The sequence below is a fragment of the Vibrio sp. 10N.222.49.C9 genome (assembly GCF_041474985.1).
Lineage (GTDB): Bacteria > Pseudomonadota > Gammaproteobacteria > Enterobacterales > Vibrionaceae > Vibrio > Vibrio crassostreae_C.
Genome location: NZ_JBFRVD010000646.1, coordinates 1 through 253 on the forward strand (window position 1 = coordinate 1; position 253 = coordinate 253).

A 253-nucleotide genomic window follows, 5' to 3' on the forward strand; every position below is an offset into this window, starting at 1 on the left:
GCTTTAAGGTTAAAGGGTTAAACCTAGTGCCTCTGCTGTTAATCTCTTCGGTGTTAGTACTGTGGATGAAAGAGCCAACGATACTTGCACCATTAGTCGGTCTTAGCGGTTTTATCTTTGCCGTATTAGCAATAGCAAAATGGAAGATGCCATTGCACTTTGATATTGGCAACAAAGCTAATTACGATATTTGAGACCTCGGTATTGTGTAATTATTACCCTAGTTGATGCAGATCAACTAACTGTTCATAAA

General features: G+C 38.7%; 1 pseudogene. It reads left to right on the top strand.

Features of this window, described 5'->3' with window-relative positions:
- A pseudogene (locus AB4585_RS24870) lies at positions 1–194 on the top strand (hypothetical protein); the annotation flags it as partial.
- Positions 195–253: the final 59 nt, after the last annotated feature.